The organism is Bradyrhizobium sp. 4 (assembly GCF_023100905.1).
GTDB lineage: Bacteria > Pseudomonadota > Alphaproteobacteria > Rhizobiales > Xanthobacteraceae > Bradyrhizobium.
Map to the genome: position 1 here is coordinate 7292451 of NZ_CP064686.1, position 16088 is coordinate 7308538.

The 16088-nt window shown below is 66.0% G+C and carries 17 protein-coding genes, 1 tRNA gene and 1 riboswitch; of the genes, 7 read left to right on the forward strand and 11 right to left on the reverse strand.

Annotated elements, in window-relative coordinates; all coding sequences use genetic code 11:
• Positions 1-4: 4 nt before the first annotated feature.
• From xylA to IVB45_RS35000, 3 genes are all read right to left on the reverse strand, one after another.
• On the reverse strand, positions 5-1327 hold the full coding sequence (xylA, locus tag IVB45_RS34990; RefSeq protein WP_247357625.1) for a xylose isomerase: 1323 nt from the start codon (positions 1325-1327) through the stop codon (positions 5-7).
• Entirely contained in the window at positions 1328-2782 is a 1455-nt protein-coding gene (gene xylB / locus IVB45_RS34995; RefSeq protein WP_247357624.1) for a xylulokinase, read from the reverse strand.
• An 82-nt stretch (positions 2783-2864) separates the two neighbouring features.
• Positions 2865-3923, reverse strand: a complete 1059-nt coding sequence (locus IVB45_RS35000) for a LacI family DNA-binding transcriptional regulator (RefSeq protein ID WP_247357623.1) — start codon at positions 3921-3923, stop codon at positions 2865-2867.
• 112 nt (positions 3924-4035) lie between these two features.
• Between IVB45_RS35000 and IVB45_RS35005 the strand changes: the two genes are divergently transcribed.
• Positions 4036-4563, forward strand: coding sequence for a DUF1003 domain-containing protein (locus IVB45_RS35005; protein ID WP_247357622.1), 528 nt, complete (start codon positions 4036-4038; stop codon positions 4561-4563).
• A gap of 1 nt (position 4564) precedes the next feature.
• On the opposite strand, the gene IVB45_RS35010 is transcribed toward IVB45_RS35005, so the two are convergent.
• The 3 genes from IVB45_RS35010 to IVB45_RS35020 form a co-directional block, all read right to left on the reverse strand.
• The gene (locus IVB45_RS35010) at positions 4565-5032 is read right to left on the reverse strand and encodes a GNAT family N-acetyltransferase (RefSeq protein ID WP_247285352.1); all 468 of its coding nucleotides are present in this window, start codon (positions 5030-5032) and stop codon (positions 4565-4567) included.
• Positions 5033-5041: 9 nt separating this feature from the next.
• Positions 5042-5623 carry an XRE family transcriptional regulator gene (locus IVB45_RS35015; protein WP_018460106.1) on the reverse strand — a complete coding sequence of 194 codons (582 nt, stop codon included), beginning with the start codon at positions 5621-5623 and terminating at the stop codon, positions 5042-5044.
• Between the two features lie 238 nt (positions 5624-5861).
• A tRNA-Gly gene (locus IVB45_RS35020) sits at positions 5862-5935 on the reverse strand.
• Between the two features lie 171 nt (positions 5936-6106).
• Here IVB45_RS35020 and IVB45_RS35025 point away from each other — a divergent pair.
• From IVB45_RS35025 to IVB45_RS35045, 5 genes are all read left to right on the forward strand, one after another.
• A complete protein-coding gene (locus IVB45_RS35025) occupies positions 6107-6685 on the forward strand; it encodes a methylated-DNA--[protein]-cysteine S-methyltransferase (protein ID WP_247357621.1) in 579 nt (192 codons plus the stop codon).
• 9 nt (positions 6686-6694) lie between these two features.
• Positions 6695-7534 (forward strand): AraC family transcriptional regulator, encoded by an 840-nt coding sequence (locus IVB45_RS35030; RefSeq protein ID WP_247357620.1) that lies wholly within the window; start codon positions 6695-6697, stop codon positions 7532-7534.
• A 56-nt stretch (positions 7535-7590) separates the two neighbouring features.
• Positions 7591-7950, forward strand: coding sequence for a VOC family protein (locus IVB45_RS35035; RefSeq protein ID WP_247357619.1), 360 nt, complete (start codon positions 7591-7593; stop codon positions 7948-7950).
• Positions 7951-8086: 136 nt separating this feature from the next.
• Positions 8087-8488, forward strand: coding sequence for an SRPBCC family protein (locus IVB45_RS35040; protein ID WP_247357618.1), 402 nt, complete (start codon positions 8087-8089; stop codon positions 8486-8488).
• A gap of 100 nt (positions 8489-8588) precedes the next feature.
• The gene (locus IVB45_RS35045; RefSeq protein ID WP_247357617.1) at positions 8589-9098 is read left to right on the forward strand and encodes a hypothetical protein; all 510 of its coding nucleotides are present in this window, start codon (positions 8589-8591) and stop codon (positions 9096-9098) included.
• On the opposite strand, the gene IVB45_RS35050 is transcribed toward IVB45_RS35045, so the two are convergent.
• The 4 genes from IVB45_RS35050 to IVB45_RS35065 all read right to left on the reverse strand — a co-directional run bounded on the left by IVB45_RS35050 (position 9095) and on the right by IVB45_RS35065 (position 13506).
• Positions 9095-10540, reverse strand: coding sequence for an MATE family efflux transporter (locus tag IVB45_RS35050; RefSeq protein ID WP_247357616.1), 1446 nt, complete (start codon positions 10538-10540; stop codon positions 9095-9097). The two genes, IVB45_RS35045 and IVB45_RS35050, sit on opposite strands and share 4 nt — an antisense overlap.
• Positions 10541-10707: 167 nt before the next feature.
• Positions 10708-11760: a hypothetical protein gene (locus IVB45_RS35055; protein ID WP_247357615.1), complete on the reverse strand. Its 1053-nt coding sequence runs from the start codon at positions 11758-11760 to the stop codon at positions 10708-10710.
• A 123-nt stretch (positions 11761-11883) separates the two neighbouring features.
• A complete protein-coding gene (locus tag IVB45_RS35060) occupies positions 11884-12294 on the reverse strand; it encodes a PAS domain S-box protein (protein WP_247285332.1) in 411 nt (136 codons plus the stop codon).
• Between the two features lie 105 nt (positions 12295-12399).
• Entirely contained in the window at positions 12400-13506 is a 1107-nt protein-coding gene (locus IVB45_RS35065; RefSeq protein ID WP_027565888.1) for a 2'-deoxycytidine 5'-triphosphate deaminase, read from the reverse strand.
• Between the two features lie 110 nt (positions 13507-13616).
• A riboswitch (SAM riboswitch) is annotated at positions 13617-13696 on the forward strand.
• Positions 13697-13766: 70 nt separating this feature from the next.
• Between IVB45_RS35065 and IVB45_RS35070 the strand changes: the two genes are divergently transcribed.
• Positions 13767-14963: an O-succinylhomoserine sulfhydrylase gene (locus IVB45_RS35070; protein WP_247357614.1), complete on the forward strand. Its 1197-nt coding sequence runs from the start codon at positions 13767-13769 to the stop codon at positions 14961-14963.
• 122 nt (positions 14964-15085) lie between these two features.
• Here IVB45_RS35070 and IVB45_RS35075 read toward each other — a convergent pair whose 3' ends face one another.
• Positions 15086-16078 (reverse strand): SGNH/GDSL hydrolase family protein, encoded by a 993-nt coding sequence (locus IVB45_RS35075; RefSeq protein WP_247357613.1) that lies wholly within the window; start codon positions 16076-16078, stop codon positions 15086-15088.
• Positions 16079-16088: the final 10 nt, after the last annotated feature.

A 16088-nucleotide genomic window follows, 5' to 3' on the forward strand; every position in this document is an offset into this window, starting at 1 on the left:
TTCCTCAGACGTAGCGGTTGACGAGGGATTCCAGATATTCCTGCCGGCCCGAGCGCGGCTGCGGGTCAAAGCCCGGGCCGTGCGCGCGGTCGGCAAGTTCGGCAAGCGAGCGCTGCCCGCCGAGAATGGCGCGGCCCTCGGGCCCGGCCCATCCCTCGTAACGTTTCGCAAGCGGCGCAGTGAACACGCCGGCGTCGAGCATGTCCGCGGCGGCGAGCAACGCCCGCGCGCAGGCATCCATCGAGCCGACATGGGCATGGATCAGATCGTCGGGATCGATCGACTGGCGGCGGATCTTGGCGTCGAAATTCAGCCCGCCGGAGCTGAAGCCGCCGCGGCTCAGGAGCTCATGGAACACCAGGGCAAGCTCGGGCACGTTCATCGCGAACTGGTCGGTGTCCCAGCCGAGCAGATCGTCGCCGCGGTTGATGTCGAGCGAGCCGAACACACCCAGCGCCTGCGCGAGTGCGACCTCGTGATGGAAGGAGTGGCCGGCGAGGATGGCGTGGTTCTGCTCGATGTTGAGCTTGACGTCCTTCAGCAGGTCGTAACGCGCGAGGAAGCCATAGCAGGTAGCGACGTCGAAATCATATTGGTGCTTGGTCGGCTCCTTCGGCTTCGGCTCGATCAGGATCGGCCCCTTGAAGCCGATCTTGTGCTTGTGCTCGACGACGAGCGAGACGAAGCGGCCGAGCTGGTCGAGCTCGCGCTTGAGATCGGTGTTGAGCAGCGTCTCATAGCCCTCGCGCCCGCCCCACAGCACATAGTTCTGGCCGCCGAGACGGTGCGTCACTTCCAGCGCGGCGCGGACCTGGCCGGCGGCATAGGTGAATATCTCGGGATCCGGATTGGTGGCCGCGCCCGCCATGTAGCGCCGATGCGTGAACAGATTGGCGGTGCCCCAGAGCAGGCGTACCTTGCTCGAGGCCATCTTCGCTTCGAACAGATCGGCGATGGCATTGAGGTTGGCGACGGATTCCGCGAGTGAGTTCCCTTCCGGCGCCGCATCGACGTCGTGGAAGGTGAAAAAGGGCACGTCGAGCAAGCGAAACAGCTCGAAGGCAACGTCGGCCTTGGCGCGCGCCTGCGCCATCGCATCGGTGCCGTGGTGCCAGGGCCGCAGGAACGTCTCGCCGCCAAAGGGATCGCCGCCGGGCCAGCACAACGAGTGCCAATAGCAGACCGCAAAACGCAGATGGTCCTCCATCCTGCGGCCATGGACGAGGCGGTCCTTGTCGTACCAGCGGAAGGTGGGCGAGTTTCCCGCATCCTTGCCGGCGAAGGCGACAGGTGCGGTTGTATCGAAGAATTTCACAGACGCGTTCACTCAGGCACACTCCTTCAACGCAGGATAAAGCTCGCGCCAGCGGCGATAGGCCTCGTCATAGGCCGCAGCGACGGATGCGCGGGGCGTAAAACTCGCGAGCCGGCGCGGACGGGTGCAAACCGCAGCCGCGTCTTCGCCGGTGGCGGCGAGCCGTCCGAGCCTGGAGGCACCGAGCGCGGCACCGACCTCGCCCTCCTCGACGCGGTGGACGGGAATGCCGAGCACATCGGCGCAGATCTGCGCCCACAGCGGCGAGCGCGAGCCGCCGCCGACGAGATCGACCTCGGCAAGCGGCCCACCCGCCGCGCTCAGCGCCGCCAGATTGTCGCGCGCGGCGAAGGCGACGCCTTCGAGCACGGCCTGAACGATCTGGGAGCGCCCGGTCGCACCGCGCAGGCCGACGAAGGCGCCGCTGGCGGCGGCATCGTTGTGCGGCGTGCGCTCGCCGTCGAGATAAGGCAGGAATTTGACTGGACTCGGTCCATCGACGCGCTCGCCGAGCGGCGCCAGCAGCGCTGCAGCCGGAACCTCCATCACGCCCGCGAGCCAGGCCAGCGAAGCCGCAGCCGACAGCATCACGCCCATCTGATGCCAGCGGCCGGGCAGTGCGTGACAGAACGCATGGACCGCCGAGGCCGGAGCCGGTGCAAACCGATCAGTGACGCGGAACACTACACCGGATGTGCCAAGCGACAGGAAAGCATCGCCCGGCGCGATGGCGCCGAGCCCGATCGCGCTCGCGGCATTATCGCCGGAGCCGCCGGCGACCACGACATTCCTAGCCATGCCCCAGCGTTGCGCGTAGTCCGGCGCGAGCGTCGCGCTGACCTCGCTGCCCTCGACGAGGCGTGGCATGTGATGGAGATCGAGCCCGGTGGCATGCAGCAGCAGGGGCGACCAGCGGCGCAGACCGACGTCGAGCCACAGCGTGCCGGCCGCGTCCGACATGTCCTCGACCATCTCGCCGGTCAGGCGATAGCGGACATAGGCCTTCGGCAGCAGCACCTTTGCGACGCGCGCGAAGATTTTCGGCTCGTGCCTGGCGACCCAGAGCAGCTTCGGCGCGGTGAAGCCGGGCATGGCCAGATTGCCGGCGATCGTGTGCAGCGACGGGCAGCGCCGCTCCAGCGCGACGCATTCGGCGTGCGAGCGGCCGTCGTTCCAGAGGATCGCGGGACGCAGCGGCCGTCCGTCCTCGTCCAGCAGCGTCGCGCCGTGCATCTGGCCCGACAGCCCGATGCCGCGCACCCGCGCGACCTCGCGCGGATGGCGGGCGGCAAGATCGTCGACCGCGCCGACCGCCGCATCGACCCAGCCATCGGGATCCTGCTCGGACCACAGCGGCGCGGGATGCGATAGCGCAAGCTCGCGCGCCGCCGTCGCGACAACCGCGCCGGCTTCGCTGACGAGCACCGCTTTCACACCTGATGTGCCGATGTCGATTCCGAGATACACGCCGTCCTCCCTTTCGCCTGTTGCGGTGCGCGAACTCAAAGTCGCCTTATCCGCAACGGGTCATTTTGAATTCCACCTGCCGCTAAGGCAGATTGTCCCGCATCACGATGTCGATCCTGATCTTCTCCTGTTCGCGCAAGATCGGCTCGCCACGGGCGAGCGCGAGCAGCACACGCACGGCGGCGCGCGCTTCATGTCCGGGGTTCTGCGAGATCGCGGCATGCATCACGCCCTGCAGCAGCAGCCGGCGCGTCAGCGCAGTGACGTCGTGTCCGACAAACACCACCTGCTTGTCGCGGCTGGCATCGCCCAAGGCCTTTTCATTCAACGCGTTGGCGACGCCTTGCGTACCGGCGCCGACATTATAAAGACCCACGATGTCGGCATGCCGGCTCAACAGCCGCGTCAACACCTGCTCCGAACGCGCGTCCTCGTCGCGTCCTTCGAGCACCGGCAGCACGCTGAGGCCGGGGAATTCCGACGCCATCACCTGGTTGAAGCCAAAAATGCGCTCGGCATGATCGCGCAGGCCCTGCGAGCCCGCGACGATCGCGACCTTGCCGGACTTTTGTCCGACCAGCCGCCCGACCAGCGCGCCGGCGGTGCGTCCCGCGGCAATGTTGTCGATGCCGACATAATGGTGCCGGCGCGACGACGGCACGTCGGAGACCAGCGTCACGACCTTGGCGCCGGCATCGACGAGATCGTCGATCGCGGCGCGGACGCCGGGATGGTCCAGCGCCACCACGGCGATGCCGTCGTAATCGTCGGAGAGCCCTTCCAGGGAAGCCGCGAGCACGGACGGATCGAACACGTCGGTCGCGACGGTCTCGACACCAAGGCGGCGTGACGACAACCAGCCCGACATCTCGCCGAGATAATCCTGAATCTGCTGCATGAACGGGTTCGGCCCCGACGGCATCACAAAGGCAAAACGGCGGGCGCGGCCGCGGGCGAGCTCGGCGGCGGCCACGTGAGGCTGGAACGAATTGCGCTCGATCGCCTCTTTGACGCGCCGGACCGTATCCGGCCGCACGCCCGGACGATTGTGCAGGACGCGGTCCACCGTCGCGAGGCTGACGCCGGCCTGGCGGGCGATGTCCTTCAGCGTCAGCGCGGTCGTGGTGAGCGTCTCGGCCATGGCTGAAGGCTAGCAGAGGTGTTTTGAGGTACGCAACTCATTTTGAGGGGCGGCAGGCATTTTCCGGCAGCTGGGCCTAGGAACAGCCTTTCCTGTCCGCCGTTGCTGCCCCGTGCGTAACGATATCACCCATGATCCCGGCGAGGGATTGAGCCCGACGCTCGAGCGCAACATCCAGGCGTTGGTCGCGCGCCGCCGCCGCGAGCAGCGCGCCGCCAAGGGTCAGGAAAAGGTAGCCGATGCGATCACGGCGTTCACCGGCAGCATGGCGTTCGTCTATCTCCACGTCGCGGTGTTCGGCTTCTGGATCATCGCCAATCTGCACTGGCTGCCGGGAATTCCGGCCTGGGACGAGAGCTTCGTGGTGCTGGCAATGATTGCTTCGGTCGAGGCGATCTTCCTGTCGACATTCGTGCTGATCTCGCAGAACCGCATGAGCGCAGCAGCGGATAAGCGCGCCGATCTCGATCTCCAGATCAGCCTGCTCGCCGAGCACGAATTGACCAAGGTTGCCCGCCTCCTCACGCGGATCGCCGAGCGGCTGGACGTCCAGCCCGACTCGAAGCGGGATCTGGAGGAGGCAAGCCGCGACATCGCCCCCGAGCGCGTGCTCGATAGGATCGAGCAGACGCGCTCCTGAGCTATCGGCTCGCCGACAGATCCAGGGTCAGGAACAGGCTGTTGGGATCGTCGACATAGCCTTGGAACGGGCCGCAGAGGACAAAGCCATGCGCCCGGTAGAGCGCGTGCGCCGGCTTGAAATAATCCCACGAGCCGGTCTCGAGGCTGAGCCGCGCCATGCCGCGCGCGCGGGCTTCCGTGATGATGTGGCGGAGCATCTCACCGCCAAAGCCGCGCCGGCGCGTGGTCTGGAGCGTGTGCATCGACTTCACCTCGCCATGCGCTCCCGACAGCGACTTCAGCGCACCGGTGGCGACCAGCGTGTCGCCGTCCCAGCCGGTCCAGAACGCGACTTCCGGGGCACGAAGCCCGGCGAGATCAAGCGCATGCGCACTGCCCGGCGCGGTCTGTGCTCGCGCCGCCGCAACGTGATGGTCGAGCAGCGCGATGACGCGTGGATCAAAGGTGTCGCCGGTGCGGATCTGCATCGTCAGGGCTCACATCTTGCCGTAGGACGCGCCGCGGCGCGTGATGATGACGTAGCGCGCATCCTGTCTGGTCTCGTTCTCGAAGATCACCGCGCGCATCACGTCGAAATCGAGACAGTCGCCTTCGCGCAGGCGAACCGCCTTGGCGTCGATGTGCACCGCGATCGCACCCTCCAGCATCAGCAGTTGCTGGGTGAAGGCATTGCGCCCCCAGGGGCTGTACGGCACCCGCGCACCCGCCGGCAAATCGACGACGATGATCTCGATGCCGCTCGCCGCGTCCGTCGGCGAAGCGTGGCGGCGGCGATAGCCGCTGTCGGGATCGCGCCAGTGCGGCTGGTCGGCGAGCCGCACCAACCGCTCCGGCGGCTTTTCGGCCAACGCGACGACGTCGCTGAGCGACACGTCGAGCGCGGCGCAAAGTTTACCCAGCAGCGCAGCCGTCGCACTGCTCTGCGCCCGCTCTACCCGTCCGATCATCGCACGGCTGACGCCGGAGCGGCCTGCGAGCTCATTCAGCGTCATGCCGGCCTGCGTCCGAAGCGTCTTCAAGCGACGACCGATCGCGCGATCGAGCTTTTGCTGGTCCATTGCTTGTAGGTCCTGACTTTCATCCGAACATGGCCCGGCGCGGTGACCGCAAGCCACCAGGCGAGAGAGCTTAACCGAGAGCGCGCCGGGTGCCGGTCACGACGAGCTAATATATTGGAAACTTGGTCTGGCGCACGCGAGAGAGCATCGGCCCTTCTTCGCCGAGGCTTCGAAGGGCATCCTGCTTCGCGTTGCCGAGATATCAAAGTCCTGCGAAGCGCCTTGACGCGAAGCAGGGTGGAGCGGGCGAAGGGAATCGAACCCTCGTATGCAGCTTGGGAAGCTGCCGTTCTACCATTGAACTACGCCCGCGGATGCGCAGCCTGCGCCCGCTCTGATTAGCCGAGACGGCGCATCTCGCCAAGCGCTTTGGCGCAGCCCGCCTGACCCTTCTTAAGTTTCCGTCAAGATTTTGGGTGCGCCAGATTGTGGCGGTGTTATGATCGCCTGTCTGGGGAGACGTGCACTGAGTGGGGCGTGTGCATGGTGGGGCGTGGCTACGCGATATTCGACACGACCATAGGGCGCTGCGGCATCATCTGGAGCAGCACCGGTATCGTCGCCGTGCAATTGCCGGAGGCGCGGGAGATCGACACCCGCCGCCGGATTTTCCAGGTCCATCCCGAGGCGCGCGAGCAGCGGCCTTCCGCGAACGCCGAGTTCGCAATCGAGGGCATCGTGGGCTTGCTGCAAGGCAGCGATGCCGATTTTTCCGAGGTCAGCCTGGACGCGAGCGGCGTGCCCGGTTTCAACCGGCGGGTCTATGAAGCCGCCTGCGCCATCCCGCGCGGGGAGACGCGCACTTATCACGAGATCGCCAAGACGCTGGGCGCCTCCGGCGCCGCGCATTCGGTGGCACAGGCGATCGCGAGAAATCCCTACATGCTGATCGTGCCCTGCCACCGGGTGCTGGAGGCCGGCAATTACACCGACCGGCTCTCGCCCTATGGCGGCGTGATCTCCAAGCGGCGGCTGCTGTCGCTCGAGGGCGCCCATCCGATCGCCAGCAAGACGCTGTTCGACGTTCTGCTGCCCGTTGCCCCGCCGAGACCCTCCACCTAGATAGGTGGCATGGATGCAACGACGCTGCTGACCACCCCCTCGATGACGGTCTCCGAGTTTCGCTGCGACGCGGGACCGGACGACAGCCCGTTTGCGGAGTGCCGCACCGGCCATTCCATCGCCTATGTCCGCGCGGGCAGCTTTGGCTGTCATTGCCGCGCCGGCTTCTTCGAGCTGGTGGCCGGCTCGATGCTGGTCGGCGCGCCGGGCGAGGAATACACCTGCACGCATGAGCATGTCGCCGGCGACGTCTGCCTGTCCTTTTTCCTCAGCGACGATCTGGTCGACGCACTCGGCGGACGGCGCGACGTCTGGCAAGTCGGCGCGACGCCGCCGCTGCCCGAGCTGATGGTGCTGGGCGAACTCGCCCAGACGGCGGCAGATGGCAACAGCGACCTCGGTCTGGACGAGCTCGGGCAGATCCTCGCCGGTCGTTTCGTCGATGTCGTGTCGGGCAAGACGCGCAAGCCGACGACACCGACGGCGCGTGATCGCCGCCGCGCCGTGGAAGCCGCGCTGTGGATCGACGCGAACTCGCATGCCGAGGTCGACCTCGAACAGGCGGCGCGGCAGGCAGGCCTCAGCCCCTTCCACTTCCTGCGGCTGTTCTCCGCCGTGCTCGGCGTCACCCCGCATCAATATCTGGTGCGCTCGCGGCTGCGGCATGCGGCGCGGCTGCTGACCGACGACGACATCGCAGTCACCGACATCGCCTATGACGTCGGCTTCGGCGATCTCTCCAACTTCGTCCGCACCTTCCACCGCGCCGCTGGCGTCTCGCCAACCAAGTTCCGTCAGGCCTCGAAGGGGGAGCGCAAGATTCTCCAAGAGCAGCTTGCGCTCAACTGACTAGGTTCGTCTCCGGCGCGCGCCGATTGCGGCGCGCTTTGGAAATGGAGACGACCATGTACGATCATATCGGATTGCGCGTTGCCGACCTCGACACCGCCAAGCGCTTCTACACCGCGGTGCTGGCGCCGCTCGGCTATGTCCTGTGCTCGAGCGGCGATGGTTATGCCGGCTTCGGGCCGAAGGGCGAGCCGGCGCTGTGGCTGCACCTGAACAAGGGGCGCAAGGCGGATGGCGCGCATATCGCGTTTCGCGCTGGGGATCATGATTCGGTCAAGGCATTCCATAGCGAGGGCCTGAAGAGCGGCGGTCGCGACAATGGCGGTGCCGGCCCGCGCAAGGATTACAGCCCGACTTACTACGCGGCGTTCTTGATCGATCCCGATGGTAACAATGTCGAGGCGGTCTGCACGTGAGCTCGCTCCGTCATTGCGAGGAGCACTTGCGACGAAGCAATCCAGACTCAAACCGCGGAAACATCTCTGGATTGCTTCGCTGCGCTCGCAATGACGGAGTCCTCGACCAAAATCCAACGCAACCAAGGACACCTTCATGGCCTCCATCCACAACGACATTCCCCTCCCCGCCCCGGCTCACGACGTCTGGGATGCGGTTCGCGATTTCGGCGCGCTGCATCAGCGTCTGGCGCCGGGCTTCGTCACGGCCTGCACGCTCGACGGCGACGCGCGCATCGTCACCTTCGCCAACGGATCGGTGGCGCGCGAGGTGCTGGTCGATTGCGACGACGCCGGGCGGCGGCTGGTCTATGCGATCAACAACGTGCGTCTGAAGCATTACAGCGCCTCGGTGCAGGTGATCGCCGAGGGCGAGGGAAGATGCCGCATGGTCTGGATCATCGACATGCTGCCGAACGAGCTCGCGCCCTATGTGCAGGGACAGACCAAGGACGCCGTCGCCGCCATACACCGAGCGTTTCCAGCCGCAGCTGCGTGATCTTTCTCACAGAGCCCAGCCCTCGTCCGCAATAACCATGGCGGCGTGCGTCCGGTTGGCTCCGCTCTCCCGGCGGCGCCCCGCACGCGAGGAGCAGGCCATGAGAGGTGCGGACAAGGTGATCTGCCAGGCGGCCGCCGTGCTGCTGATGTTTTCGATTTCGAGCGGACCGGCAAAGGCCCAGTTCCTCGGCGGCGGAGGTGCCGGCGGCGAGGACATGATGACCCAGATGGCGCCGATGCTGGAGATGATGAAGGCCAAGATGGGCAAGCGCCGCTTCGGCATGATGATGCAGACCATGGGCCCGATGATGAGCCGCATGATGGAGAATGGCGGTGGTGGTCTTGGTGGCATGATGCGCGGCGGCGGAATTGGCGGCCTCGGCGGCGGCAATCTCGGCGGCGGTTTCGGTGCGCCCAATTACGGCGGCTACGCCCCGATGGCCGGAGGCGGCTACATGCCGACGGGCATGGGCGGCATGGGCGGCGGCGATATCATGGGCATGCTCGGCGGCGCCGGCGGCGGCGACATGATGGCGATGATTCCGCAACTGATGCGGCTCGCCAATGTCGGCGGCAGTGGCGGCCATCGCCGCCACAGGCATCGCTAGTCCGCAGCGGCCGACAGAGCCGGCCTGATCGCAGGTTTGGTTTGGCGCGGTCCCCAGCGCGTCAGCACCACGCTGGAGCACGAGAGCAGGCCGAGCACGACCATCGAGCTCGCCGCCAGCCAGAAGAAGCTTTGCGCGGTGGCATCATGCGTCGACAGCCACCAGCCGACCGCCGAGATGTAGATCAGCCGCGCGGTCTGCGCCAGCACCGGTCCGATCACCTTGGCTGCGCCCTGCGACGAGAAATACATCGTCGAGGCGAGGCCGATGAAGGCGTAGAACGGCGCCACCGTCGACAAATATTGATGGCTGGTGGCGCGCACGGTCGCGCTGTCGGTGAAAATGTTGACCCAGAGATCGGGGAAGGCCGCGACCAGGCACGCCGGTGCACCGACGGCAACGAAGGCGCTCGCGGCCGCGATCCAGGCAATACGCCGGGCACGGGCGATGCGGCCGGCGCCGACCGCCATGCCGATCATCGGCACCGAGGCGATGCCGAACGAGAACGCGATCGAGGTCAGCAGGAATTCCAGCCGCGCACCGATGCCGTAGCCGGCGAGGATCGCGGTGCCGAATTTCGCAAGCATGTGAGTGAAGATCGAGATCGTCAGCACCGATTGCAGCGGCGAGAAGCAGGCGATGGCGCCGACCTTCAGGATGTCGAAAAACATCGCCCATTGGATGCGCAGCCCGCGCAGCTTCGGCGTCACGCGGGCGCGGCCGGAGAACAGGTACCAGCCCATCACACCGATATTCATGCAATAGGCAATCAGCGCGCCGGCGGCGACGCCGCGCATGCCGAATTGCGGCACCGGACCGAGGCCGAGACCGAGCGTGCCGCCGAGCACGATCTGCCAGGCCGCGGAATTGAGGATCAACAGCGACGGCAGCTTCATGTTGCCGGTGCCGCGCAAGACGCCGGCCATGGTGTTGAGCAGCCAGGGCAGCACGGCGCCGCCGAAAAACACCTGGGTGTAGGCGATCGCATGCGTCAACACGTCGCCGCGGCCGCCTAGCATTTCCAGAACCCGCGGCCCGAAGATCAGCATGCCCAGCATGAAGACAAGGCCGAAGCTGATGCCGATCAAGAGCGCGTGCGCGGCGAGCGTCCCGGCACGCTCGCGATCGCCGGCGCCGAGTGCCCGCGCGATGGCGGAGGCCACCGCGCCGCCCATCGCACCGCCCGACATGGTCATGGTCAGGATCACTGTCGGAAACACCAGCGCCATCGCGGCCAGCGCTTCCACGCCAAGGCGTCCGATATAGGAGGTCTCCGCAATCACTGTGCAGGTGCCGGCTGAAAGCGCGACGACGTTGGGCCAGGCCAGCCCGAGCAGCGTGCGCAGGATCGGCCCGTCGGTCAGTGCATTCTTCACCGGGGGTGGCGGCGGAGGTAGCGGTCGCTCTTGTTCATCGACCGGAATCTCGGCGATGTCGGACATGTCCTCTCCCGGGCGCGAGCGCCAGTTGCGGCGCGGCAATGACTGGGTGTGCCAATGAATTTGTTCGCGCAAAAGGCGCGGGGTTCAGCTTGTTAGCACGGCAATTGCCGATTCCTTCTGCGCCTGATGCAGGCGTGCCCTGCGGCAGCGCATTTCGGTCGGTGACATCAGCCGACCGTCCAGATCAGCGGCGGCCGGCCCCCCGCGGCCGGGCGCATGTGCACGCCGATGTGCCGCCCGCATCCGGCCGCGAGCCCTTCGAACAGCCCCGCCAGCACCTTGGCGCAAGCGGGGTGGCAATCGGCGACGCCGTCCATCAACTTCCAGCTCTGCTGACGGATTTCGAACGTGCCTTCGGATTGCGTTGTCTCAGCCACATCGTCCTGCGCGACAAACAGCGCGTTGAGGAACGTCGCGAACTCGCCCGCACCGCCGCGGCCCATCGACAGCGCCGCAGCGATCTCGTCAAAATATTGCATCCCGATCAGCTTGCCCGTGAGGTGCAGGAGATAGCCGGCATCCTCCGGGCCGAACAGCTGCACCATCACGGGCGCGGCGGTGCGCACATATTCCATCGCGTAGTTGCGATAGGCTTTTTCCAGTCGCGGTCTTGGCCAGCTTGCGACCGGCAATGCCGGAGCCGCGGCAGCATCGAACAGCGGCGCTTCGAGATGCCGCGCGAACACGAGGCGCTGGTCGAGCTCGAGGGGATGGTCATATTGATAATAGTAGCCTTCGAGCCCGTCCTGGCCGTCGACGCTCTGCTTGGTGCAGACGAACCCCAATCTGGTATCGCCGAGCGCCACGCCGTTGTTGGCGTGCCAGCCGCGCAGCATCGCGCGCGAGACTTCGCCCGGCACGCCGCAGATGGCAGTGCCTTTCCAGATCCAGCGCGGTGGCGGATAGCGGATCCAGGCTTTGCGGTCGCTCTCATACATGTATTCGACGTGCACGCCGCCGATCCAGTTCGAGAGGTAGTGATATTGCGCGGCGGCGACTGCTGGCGGCAGATGGCTCAGCCCGAGCTTCTCCAGCCCCAGCAGGAAGCGCTCCTGCTGCTGGCGGCGGAACACGCGAAAGACGAACTCCGCGGCATCTGCCGTGCCGCGACGCGTGACCACGGTGAGGATCAGGCCGGTGAAGTAGGCGTGATAGAGATCGGCAACCGCGCGCCAGCGTTTCCATTGAGCTTCCTGCGCGGGGTCTGATGCGGCGGTCATGTTCGCTCCCGATCGTTGTTTTGATCGAGTGTGTCACTGCAGCCGTCGACGGACAAGCTGAGCCGCATGCAGGGCGCCCTGCACGGCGGCTCGCCAATTCCGCATCACGAATTTTGCGCAGGTTTAAATTCGCGCAGCCTTGGCGGCACGCTCGCGCTCGAAGCGCTCGGTCACGTCGCGCGCCATCGCCACCGATCCCTGCACCACTCCAGCGGCGTCCCGCACCAGCGCAAAGGTCATCTCGATGTAGAGCTTGCGTCCGTCCTTGTGCAGCGCGCGGGTCAGTGTCGGTTTGCCCGCAAGCTTCATCGCGCCGCTGGCAAGCGCGGCCTCAAAACCCTTCCAGTGCGCGGCGCGCAGATGTTCGGGAATGATCAGGTCGAGATTCTGGCCCAGCGCTTCGTCCGCGGAGAAGCCGAACAGTGCGGACGATGCGCGATTCCAGCGCATGATGGTGCCGGAGCGATCCGAATAGATCAGCGCATCGGCGACGTCGTCGAGGATGTATGCGTCGAGTTGGGATGGATTGGTCATGTCAGCACCTGGTGGCCCGGATGGAGCACAGCGTAAGCCGGGATCGTGCCACAAGTGAGACTTTCCCGGATGACGCTTGCGCTCCATCCGGGCGACGGGTGATCGCTACACCCGGAAATGCTTGCTCAGCTTCAGGCCCTGCGCCTGGTAGTTGGAGCCGATGCGCTGGCCGTACATCGCGTCGGGACGGGCCAGCATCTTCTCGTAGACGAGGCGGCCGACGATCTGGCCGTGCTCGAGGATGAACGGCACCTCGCGCGAGCGCACTTCGAGCACGGCGCGCGACCCCAACCCGCCGGCGCCGGCATAACCGAAGCCGGGATCGAAGAATCCGGCATAATGCACGCGGAACTCACCGACCAACGGATCGAACGGCACCATCTCCGCGGCGTAATCGGGCGGCACCTGCACGGCCTCTTTCGACGCGAGGATATAGAACTCGCCGGGATCGAGGATCAGGCTGCCGTCGGGGCGGGCCGAGATCGGCTCCCAGAACTCCTCGACGGAATAGCCAGCGCGGCGATCGACGTCGATAACGCCGGTGTGGCGCTTGGCGCGGTAGCCGACGAAGCCACCGCTCTTTTCGCCGGAAAGATCAACCGAGACGGCGACGCCGCCGGTGAGATCGGCATCGTCGATATCGACGAGACGCTCGGTCGCATGCAGCGCCTCAAGGTCGTCGATGTTGAGGATGGCATCGCCGGTGCGGAAGCGCACCTGGCTCAGGCGCGAGCCCTCGCTGACCAGCACCGGGAACGTCTTCGGACTGATCTCGGCATAGAGCGGACCGTGATAGCCGGCACCAATCATGTCGAAGCGGCGGGTGCCGTCGGCGATCACGCGGGTGAAGACGTCGAGCCGGCCGGTCGAGCTTTTCGGGTTGGCGGCCGCGACGATCTCCGGCGGCAGCGCGAGGCTTTCGAGCAGCGGCACGATGTAGACGCAGTTGGTCTCCAGCACGGCGCCGTCGGCGAGGCTGAACTCGTGCAGCTTCAACTCGTCGATGCGCTCGGCGACAGTGGCGCCGGGACCGGGCAGGAAGCTGGCGCGAACGCGATAGGCGATGTCGCCGAGGCGCAAATCGAGGCTCGCCGGCTGGATCTGGCTTTCGACGAAGTCGTAAGCGGGCAGGATGAGACCGCCCTCCGCCATCGCCGCGATCATGCGGTCGGGCAGGATACCATTGGCGTCGGCGGCGACCGTGAACGTCAACCCGGGGTCCTCATCAGGGATCAAACACATCCCGACATGCGGGAAATATGAGCGTTTTACGGCTATCCGATGGACGTCTTGACGGAAAGGGCATTGCGGAATATGAGCATGACTTATCCCGTGGTGATTTGAGCCGGCCGGCTTGCAGCCACGTTAAATAAGTCGCTAAACAGGCCGGGGACCTCTGTGATCCCGGCCCGTGGAGATATTCCAGGCCGGTTTTTTTGTGACCATTTTCGATGGTCACTTCAGGAGGTCCTATGTCGAAGTCCCCGGCGTCCACCGCGTCCTACCGTCCCGAAACCCGCCTGGTCCATTCCGGCACCCTGCGCTCGCAATATGGCGAGACGTCGGAGTCGCTGTTCCTGACCCAAGGCTACGTCTACAACAGCGCCGAGGAGTGCGAGGCGCGGTTCAAGGGCGAGGACCCCGGCTTCATCTATTCACGCTACTCCAATCCGACCATCTCGATGTTCGAGCGGCGCATGATCGAGCTCGAAGGCGCCGAAGCGGCACGTTCGGCGGCGACCGGCATGGCCGCGGTGACGACCGCGATCCTGGCGCCGCTCAAGGCCGGCGATCACGTCGTGGCCTCGCGCGCGCTGTTCGGCTCGTGTCTCTACGTCGTGCAGGATTTGCTGCCGCGCTACGGCATCGAGACCACGCTGGTCGACGGCCTCGATCTCGACCAGTGGCAGCGCGCCATGAAGCCGAACACCAAGACGTTTTTCCTGGAGAGCCCGACCAACCCGACGCTGGATGTACTCGACATTCCCGGCATCGCAGAGATCGCGCACAGCGGCGGCGCGCGGCTCGTCGTCGACAACGTGTTCGCCACTCCGATCTGGCAGAGCCCGCTCGCGCTCGGCGCCGACGTGGTGGTCTATTCCGCGACCAAGCACATCGATGGCCAGGGCCGCTGTCTCGGCGGCATCATCCTGTCCTCGGAAGCGTTCATCGCCGAGCACATCCACAATTTCATGCGCCAGACCGGCCCGTCGATCTCGCCGTTCAACGCCTGGGTTCTGCTCAAGGGCCTGGAGACGCTCGCCGTGCGCGTGCGCGCGCAGACCGAGACGGCGGCGCGCATCGCAGACGTGCTGGCGAGCCATCCGAAGATTTCACGGCTGGTGTTTCCCGGCCGCGCCGATCATCCGCAGGCCGCATTGGTGAAGAAGCAGATGCGCGGCGGCTCGACGCTGGTCGGCCTCGAGGTCAAGGGCGGCAAGCAGGCGGCATTCCGCGTGCTCAACGAGCTCAAGCTCGCCAAGATCTCGAACAACCTCGGCGACGCCAAGAGCCTCGTCACGCATCCGGCAACGACGACGCATCAGCGCCTCAAGCCGGAGGACCGCGCCGCGCTCGGCATCAGCGAGGGCTTCATCCGCTTCTCGGCGGGGCTTGAGCATGCGGACGATCTGATCGAGGATCTGACCGCGGCGCTGGAGAAGGCGTAGCCACGCATCGACATCGTGGGGTGGTCAAAGCGAAGCGTGCCCACCATTCACGATGGCAGCGCCGATGGATGGTGGGCACGGCGCGCGAAGAGCGCGCCTTCGCCCACCCTACGCACCGATGCTCACATCGGCCGATAGGTCCGCACGTCCGCGGGCACGTTGACGCCGAGCTTGATCTGGCCGACAGAGCGGATGATGTCGTCGCCGAGGAGCTGGGCGAAGCAGGCGTAGCCCCAATCGTTCATGTGCAGGCCGTCGGCGATCACGAAGCTCTCGACCGGAATCGACTGCTTCTCGTGCCAGTCGCGCATCACCTCGAAGCGCGGGAAGATGCCGACATGACGAAGCTCGGCGACCTTGCCGAGCAACTTCACCATCTTGCCGGCGCTGTCCGCGCGCTGGTTGACGGCGGGCGAATATTGCGGATCGACCAGCACGACGTCGGTGCCGCCGGCAGCCTGGATGCGGCTGATGCCGTCCTCGACCAGTTTGGCGGTATCGCCGGGATCGAGATTGCGCAGCACGGCATTGGTGCCGACCTGCCAGATCACCAGATCCGGATGCACGTCGATCACCTCTTTCTGGAGGCGCTTCATCATCTCGGGTGCGTCCTCGCCGCCGACGCCGGCATTGACGACGGTGATGTCGGCAGTCGGATAGTGCCGGTGCAGCTGCGCGGCAAGGCGATTGGGATAGTTGAACTCCGGCGAGCTCGCGCCGAATCCCGCGGTCGACGACGAGCCGAATGCGACGATGACCACGGGCTGGCCGGCGACGAGCTTGCCCGCGACATGCGGCAGCGAGCCCATTGCCTTCGCGCCGCCCTTCGGCGACAGGCAGGGGACGCGGCTGAAGACGTCGCCGGCGGATTTCGCGACCTGCTTCACCTTGTCGATGGCGCGCGCCGTGATGCCGCGCTGGTCGGGGGACGTCGCTGCGACGGTGGTCTGGGACGGTGAAGCGGGAGCCGGATCAGCCGATTGCTGCGGGGCCGGTGTTGCCTGCGCGGCCTGCGTCTGCGCGCGCGACTGCGAGGCCGGACTCAGCAACAGCAGCACCGCTGCTGCGGGCACAGCCAGCCATGCCGTCAGGCAAAAAGGGCGGAGAGAACTCATTAACGCTAGA